Annotated in this window: 5 protein-coding genes; 2 read left to right on the top strand and 3 right to left on the bottom strand. The window is 72.6% G+C overall.

The window, feature by feature from the left end:
- Positions 1–109: 109 nt before the first annotated feature.
- Complete coding sequence (locus ACIA73_RS20620) at positions 110–847, bottom strand: MerR family transcriptional regulator (protein ID WP_399440047.1); 738 nt, start codon at positions 845–847, stop codon at positions 110–112.
- Between the two features lie 232 nt (positions 848–1,079).
- Between ACIA73_RS20620 and ACIA73_RS20615 the strand changes: the two genes are divergently transcribed.
- Positions 1,080–2,891: an AMP-dependent synthetase/ligase gene (locus ACIA73_RS20615; RefSeq protein WP_399440046.1), complete on the top strand. Its 1,812-nt coding sequence runs from the start codon at positions 1,080–1,082 to the stop codon at positions 2,889–2,891.
- Between the two features lie 166 nt (positions 2,892–3,057).
- On the opposite strand, the gene ACIA73_RS20610 is transcribed toward ACIA73_RS20615, so the two are convergent.
- Complete coding sequence (locus ACIA73_RS20610; protein WP_399440045.1) at positions 3,058–3,660, bottom strand: MBL fold metallo-hydrolase; 603 nt, start codon at positions 3,658–3,660, stop codon at positions 3,058–3,060.
- 286 nt (positions 3,661–3,946) lie between these two features.
- Here ACIA73_RS20610 and ACIA73_RS20605 point away from each other — a divergent pair, with 286 nt between their 5' ends.
- Entirely contained in the window at positions 3,947–4,852 is a 906-nt protein-coding gene (locus ACIA73_RS20605) for a GlxA family transcriptional regulator (RefSeq protein WP_399440132.1), read from the top strand.
- Here the strand turns inward: ACIA73_RS20605 and ACIA73_RS20600 are convergent.
- Positions 4,836–6,053, bottom strand: coding sequence for an NAD(P)-binding protein (locus ACIA73_RS20600; RefSeq protein WP_399440044.1), 1,218 nt, complete (start codon positions 6,051–6,053; stop codon positions 4,836–4,838). The two genes, ACIA73_RS20605 and ACIA73_RS20600, sit on opposite strands and share 17 nt — an antisense overlap.
- Positions 6,054–6,069: the final 16 nt, after the last annotated feature.

Raw genomic sequence — 6,069 nt, 5'->3', positions numbered from 1 at the left:
TTTTGTCGGTCTTGTGTGCGGGGGGGGGGGGGGGGGGGGGGGGGGGCCCCCCGCCCCCCCCCCCCCCCCCCCCCCCCGCCGCCCTTTCGGTCACTCTCTGCCCTTTCCGTCACCCCTCGTCGACGAACGCCGCCCGCAGCTCCTCCTTCAGCGACCGCTGGAACGCGGTCACCAGCGCCTGGAGCACCATCGGCTGCATGTGCGCGGACAGCGACTTCATCGCCTCCACATGCTCCGGATCCGACTCCCGCTCCCGGTACGGACTCCACACCTCGTCGCGGAACAGGTGCGTCAACTCCCGCGCGGCGGAACGGGTGTGCTCCAGCAGAATCGTCCGCGCGGCCAGGATCGTCTCGTGCGCGATGGGTACGCCGAGGAGCTGCACCCCCAGTGCCAGCAGACCCGGATCCACCCGGAAGGTGTCCGGGTGCTCGCCCCGCTCCAGCACGTTCATCGCGGCCAGCCGGTCGATGTCCACGTCCGACAGTGGCCCGCCCGCCCGCCGCTCCAGCTCCGCCCGGGTGGCGTCCTCCGCCGTGTCCGGAGCCCAGGAGGCGACCAGCGCACGGTGAATCGCCAGGTCGTGCGCGCTCAGGTCCGGCGGGAGCTGCTCCAGATACCGCTCGATGGCGGCCAGCGTCATCCCGTGGTGCTGCAACTCCTCGATGAGGGCGAGACGGGAGAGGTGCTCGGGACCGTAGTGGCCGACCCGGCGGGGGCCGATCACCGGGGGCGGGAGGAGGCCTTTGGTGCTGTAGAAGCGGATGGTGCGGACGGTGACCCCGGCGCGTGCGGCCAGTTCGTCGACGGTGAGCGTCGGCTCCCGGGTACCGGTGGTCGTCGTCATTGCTGTGCCCCGTTCTCCGTACGCCCGCTCGGTCGACCGCAGTGAACGGTCGGTACGGTGCAACAGTATTGCTGTCTCACCACCGTTGTGAAAGCCTCCCCGAACGGGCGGGCGCCGCCCGGACCCGCACAGTGACTGTTCCGTCCACCGGTGACGGCTCCGCCTCCCGGCGACTGCTCCGTCCACCGGCCCCGTCGATGTCCCGCTCCCTCGAAGATGTTGTGAGGCGGTCATGACCACGATCCTGCGACTTCCGGCCGATCCGGCGGAACTCACCCTTCCCGCACTCCTCCTGCGCAACGCCGAGGATCACGGCGACCTCCCCGCCCTCTCCTGGCGCACCGGCGAGAGCTGGACCACGCTCACCTGGCGCGAGGTCCGCCGCAAGACCGCCGTCCTGGCCGCCGGATACGCGGCGCTTGGCGTACGCCGTGGCGAGCAGGTCCTGATGATGATGGGCAACCGGCCCGAGCACTGGCTGAGCGACCTCGCCCTCACCCACCTCGGCGCCATCCCGGTGTCGGTGTACGGCACGGCCGCCGCCGAGCAGGTCGCGCACATCGCGCGGCACAGCGGGGCGCGCTTCGCGATCGTCGAAGGTGCGGCCGAACTCCCTCGCTGGGAGACGGTGTTGACCGACACCTCGTCCCCGCTGGAGAAGCTGGTGGTGGCCGAGGCGGCCGAGGCGGGGCCCCACCGGACGTACGGCTCACTGCATGCGACCGGCAGCCGCCTCCACCGGCCCGACGCCTTCGAGAAGACCTGGCGGGAGACCCGCGCCGACGACTTCCTCACCGTCGTCTACACCTCGGGGACCACCGGCGACCCCAAGGGCGTCCCGATCACCCATCGCATGGTGGTCGCCAACGCGCTTTCCCTGGACCGGGTGGTCGCCCTCCCCAGTCATGTCGAGCACCTCTGCTACCTGCCGTTCGCGCACATCGCGGAACGGATGCTGGGCATCTACCTCCCGGTCTTCCGCGCCTCGCACGTGTATCTGTGCGCCGATACCTCCCAAGTGGCGGCCACGGCAAGGGAGTTGCACCCCTCCCAGTTCTTCGGCGTGCCCAGGGTGTGGGAGAAGCTGGCCGCCTCCGTACAGGCGGCACTCGCCGGACTGCCCGCCGAGCAGCGGGCGGCGGTGGACGCGGCGGGGGAGACGGCGCGCGCCCATGTCGGCTGCCGGGAGCGGGGTGAGGAGCCCCCGCCCGCCCTGGAAGCGGCGTACCGCGAGGCGAAGGCCCGCGTCCTGGACCCGTTGCTCTCCCTCGCCGGCTTCGACCGGCTGGTCTGGACGGCGAGCGCGTCCGCGCCGATGCCGCTCGAAGTGACCCGGTTCTGGGCCGGGTTCGGGATCGTGATCATGGATGCGTGGGGTCTGACCGAGACGGTCGGCGTCTGCACCGCCAACAGCCCCACCCGCGGTTTCCGCCTGGGTTCGGTCGGCCGCCCGCTGGAAGGGCTGGAGGTGAAGGTCGCCGAGGACGGCGAGATCCTGGTGCGCGGCGAGACGGTCCTGGCCGGCTACCTCCGCGCGGACGGCACCCTGGACCCCGCCGTGGACGCCGACGGCTGGTTCGCCACGGGTGACATCGGCCGCCTCGACGAGGACGGCTTCCTCTGGCTGACCGACCGCAAGAAGGAAATGATCGTCACCTCGACCGGCAAGAACGTCTCCCCGGCCCTGGTCGAGAACACCCTCAAGGAACACCCGCTGATCGGCCAGGCCCTGGTCCACGGCGACGGCCGCTCCTACGTGGTGGCGCTGCTGGTACTGGACGGGGATACCGCCCCGGCGTGGGCGGCCGCCCGGGGCATCGAAGGCCCGGTGTCCGCCGATCATCCGGCGGTACGGGAGGAGATCGCGCGCGCCGTCGAGGCGGCCAACACCCGCCTGAACCGTACCGAACAGGTGAAGCGATACCGGCTGCTCGACGAGGAATGGGGCCCCGAATCAGGGGAGTTGACGCCCTCGCTGAAACTGCGGCGCAGGGTGATCAGGGAGAAGTACGGGGCTGAGATCGACGCGTTGTACGAGGGGTGAGGTGTGCGGGGGCGAGGGGGGAGGCGTACCAGGGCCGATATGGACCGGGGCTGAGGCGTGCCAGGGCCGATATGGACCGGGGCTGAGGCGTGCCAGGGCCGAGGGGTACCAGGGCCGAGGAGGCCGGCGGTGGGGTGCACCGGCGCTCGCCCGCCCCGCCCGCCGCCTACACCGGCACGTCCCCCTTCGCCCCGAACGCCGCCCCGTGCCCCGGCACGATCACATCGGCCAGCCCCAGCACCCGCAGCCGCGAGGCCCGCAGCACGTCCAGGTCCGGTGACACGGGGTCGACCAGCGGTCCGTTCGGCCGCCACCACAGGTCGCCCGCGAACGCCACCACCCCCTCCGCCGTTCCCGCCAGCAGCGTGACGTCCTCCAGGCTGTGCCCCGGGGTGTGGATCAGCCGCAGTGAAGGCGTCAGTTCGTAGCCCTCGGCGTCCCGGTCGGTCCACTGATCGCCCTCGTACACCGCCTTGTGGTCGTGGACCCTGGCGCTGCCGAACAACCCGACGTTGATGATGTTGTCCGGGTGGTGGTGGCTCAGCACCACATCCGTGATGTCGTCGGCGGTCAGGCCGAGTTCGGCCAACGGCCCCAGGATGCTGTCGCGTCCGGGCACCATCCCCGGGTCGAAGATCACATGCCGGTCGCCGTCGGTGACGTAGGAGACGGTGGCGGCGACGCCGGGTCCGGTCGAGAGGGTGTAGCCGGTGTGCAGGACGGTGTAGGAGGCGGTACGGGTGAGGGGCGCTTCGGTCGCTGTCGTCATGCCCCCAAGGATTCCGTCCGCCGCCCGCACCCACGAGTGGCCCTTCTGCCACCCATCGCGGGAATCGTGCCAGACTCTCCGCATGACGCCCGCCCAACCTGCCGAAGCCCGCTCGCCGTTGGGCGAATCTTCCGGCCCCGGCCCCGCCCGGCACCGCGACGGTGACGTGTGCCCCGCACCGCACCGCGACGAGGGGACGCGGGCGCACCCCCGCCGGCGTACCCCCGAACAGGCCCCCACCCGCCCCTTCACCCGCATCGCCGCCTACGCGCCCGCCGGCGTCGGCATGCTCGCCGTCGGGCTCGTCGCCGAGATCTTCGACCCCCGCCCCGGCCTCCCTGCCTTCGACTTCGCCCTCTGCACGGACCGCCCCGGACCGGTGCTCACCGACCTCGGCGTCCCCCTCACCGTCACCCACGGCCTGGACCGGATCGCCTCCGCGGACCTGGTCATCGCCCTGCCCTGGGCCGACTTCCGCACCCCGCCCCCGGCCCCCGTCCTCGACGCGCTCCATGCCGCCCACGCACGGGGCGCCCTGGTCGCCGCGTACTGCGTGGGCGCCTTCGCGCTCGCCGCGGCCGGGCTGCTCGACGGACGCAGGGCCACCACCCACTGGCGGTTCGCCGCACTGCTGGCCGGTCGCTACCCCGGCACCACCGTCGACGCCGACTCCCTCTACGCCGACGAGGGGCAGGTCGTCACCGGGGCGGGCGCCGCAGCCGGGTTCGACCTCTGTCTGCACCTCGTCCGCCGCGAGCACGGCGCGGCCGTCGCCAATGCCGTCGCCCGCGATCTGGTGCTGCCCTCGCACCGCGAGGGCGGCCAGTCGCAGTACCTGGCGGCACCCGCCCCCGAGGACTGCCAGGACGAACGCCTCGCCGACGTCCTCGCCTGGGCCCGAGCCCACCTCCATGAACCGCTTCCCGTCGCCGAGCTGGCCCGCCGTGCGCTGATGAGCCGCCGCTCCTTCGCCCGGCGGTTCACCGCCGCGACCGGCACCACCCCGCACGCCTGGCTGGTCAATCTGCGGCTGACCGCCGCCGAGGAACTCCTCGAAACCACCGATCTGCCGGTCGAGGAGATCGCCCACCGGGTCGGCTACGGGAGCGCCGCCGTCCTGCGCGAACAGTTCGTACGCCGCCGGGGCGTCCCGCCCCGCTCCTACCGGCGCTCCTTCACCCGCGCCCCGTAGCCTTCGCCCAGTCCAGCTTCTTCGCCGCCGGAGTCTCGTGCCCCGCCGCGGCCGCCGCGAGCTCTCCGGCCCGGGCGCCGCTGAAGAGTGAGATCTCGCCGCGCATTCCCGGTGCGGCCACCATGTCCCCGGCCAGGAAGACCTCCCCGCCGCGCTCGATCGCCGGGCGGTCGGCCCAGGTCCTACCGGGCAGGTCGAGCGCGCCGGTACGGCCCTTGGCGGTGGCCGTACGGCTCCAGGTCACCCGCCCCCGCCAGCCGGGCACCGTAAGGTCCGCGAGCCCCTCCAGCCGCCCGCGCGCATCCGCCAGGCTCTCGCCCGCCCGCACCGGCATGTCCAGCTGGAACAGCGACTCGCCCTTCGGCGCGACGGTCGGGTCCTGCATCGAGTACGACTCGTGAAAGCCCCCGCCGTCCAGGTCGAAGGCGATGAACCTGTCCTTGCGCCCCTCCTTCCCGGCCCGCACCGCCAGGTCCAGCATCACCACGTGCCCGCTCTCCCAGGCGAGCGAGTCGTCTCCCAGAAGCCTTCGAGCGGAGGAGAGTTCGGTGGCGACTACCACCGGCCGGCCGGTCGGCAGCCCGGTCGTCCGCTCGCCCAGGTGGACCTTCACCCCCAGCTCCCGCACCCGCTCCTCCATCCGGTCCAGCACCGCCTGCCAGCCGCCCTCCACCCACCGCACGGTCGGCACCGCCGGTGCGAACACCCGGCACCACAGCCTCCACACGAAGGCCGCCGAAAGCCGCCCCGTGTCCGCGTCGTAGGTGACCACCCCGATGGCCCGCGCGGCCGCCCGCGCCGCGGCTTCCCCGTACCGTTGCGAGGCCCACTCGTGGAAGCTCACCCCCACCGGCGCGGTACGCGGGCGGCCCGGCATCATCATCCGGATCAGCCCGGCAGGCGGCGCCGTCCGCAGCCGCCCCTCCCGTACGAAACCGAGCTTCAGGTCCCGCACCGAGGGCCGCCCCAGCTTGCCCACCAGGTTCCGGTCGGTGAGCCACTTCCAGTGGTCCAGGTCGGCGTAGAAGACGTGCGGCCCCTCATGTGCCTTGTAGGGGGTGGGAGTTGCGCGGCCCCGGCCGCCCAGGGTGTCGTGCGCCTCGTGCAGCTCCACGCTCGCCCCGGCCTCCGCGGCCGTGATCGCGGCGGTCAGTCCGGCGATCCCTCCACCGATGACGGTGACGTTGCCCTGTGCGTTCATGGCCGACTCCTTCGTA

The sequence above is a fragment of the Streptomyces sp. NPDC051561 genome (assembly GCF_044454195.1).
GTDB lineage: Bacteria > Actinomycetota > Actinomycetes > Streptomycetales > Streptomycetaceae > Streptomyces.
The sequence above is the reverse complement of the archived record's forward strand: the minus strand, read 5'-3'. Positions and strand labels throughout refer to the sequence as shown.

What these genes read in the sequence shown, in the direction of transcription:
- ACIA73_RS20620 (WP_399440047.1), bottom strand. Translation starts at nt 847, where the DNA reads ATGACGACGACCACCGGTACCCGGGAGCCGACGCTCACCGTCGACGAA.
- ACIA73_RS20615 (WP_399440046.1), top strand. Translation starts at nt 1,080, where the DNA reads ATGACCACGATCCTGCGACTTCCGGCCGATCCGGCGGAACTCACCCTT.
- ACIA73_RS20610 (WP_399440045.1), bottom strand. Translation starts at nt 3,660, where the DNA reads ATGACGACAGCGACCGAAGCGCCCCTCACCCGTACCGCCTCCTACACC.
- ACIA73_RS20605 (WP_399440132.1), top strand. Translation starts at nt 3,947, where the DNA reads ATGCTCGCCGTCGGGCTCGTCGCCGAGATCTTCGACCCCCGCCCCGGC.
- ACIA73_RS20600 (WP_399440044.1), bottom strand. Translation starts at nt 6,053, where the DNA reads ATGAACGCACAGGGCAACGTCACCGTCATCGGTGGAGGGATCGCCGGA.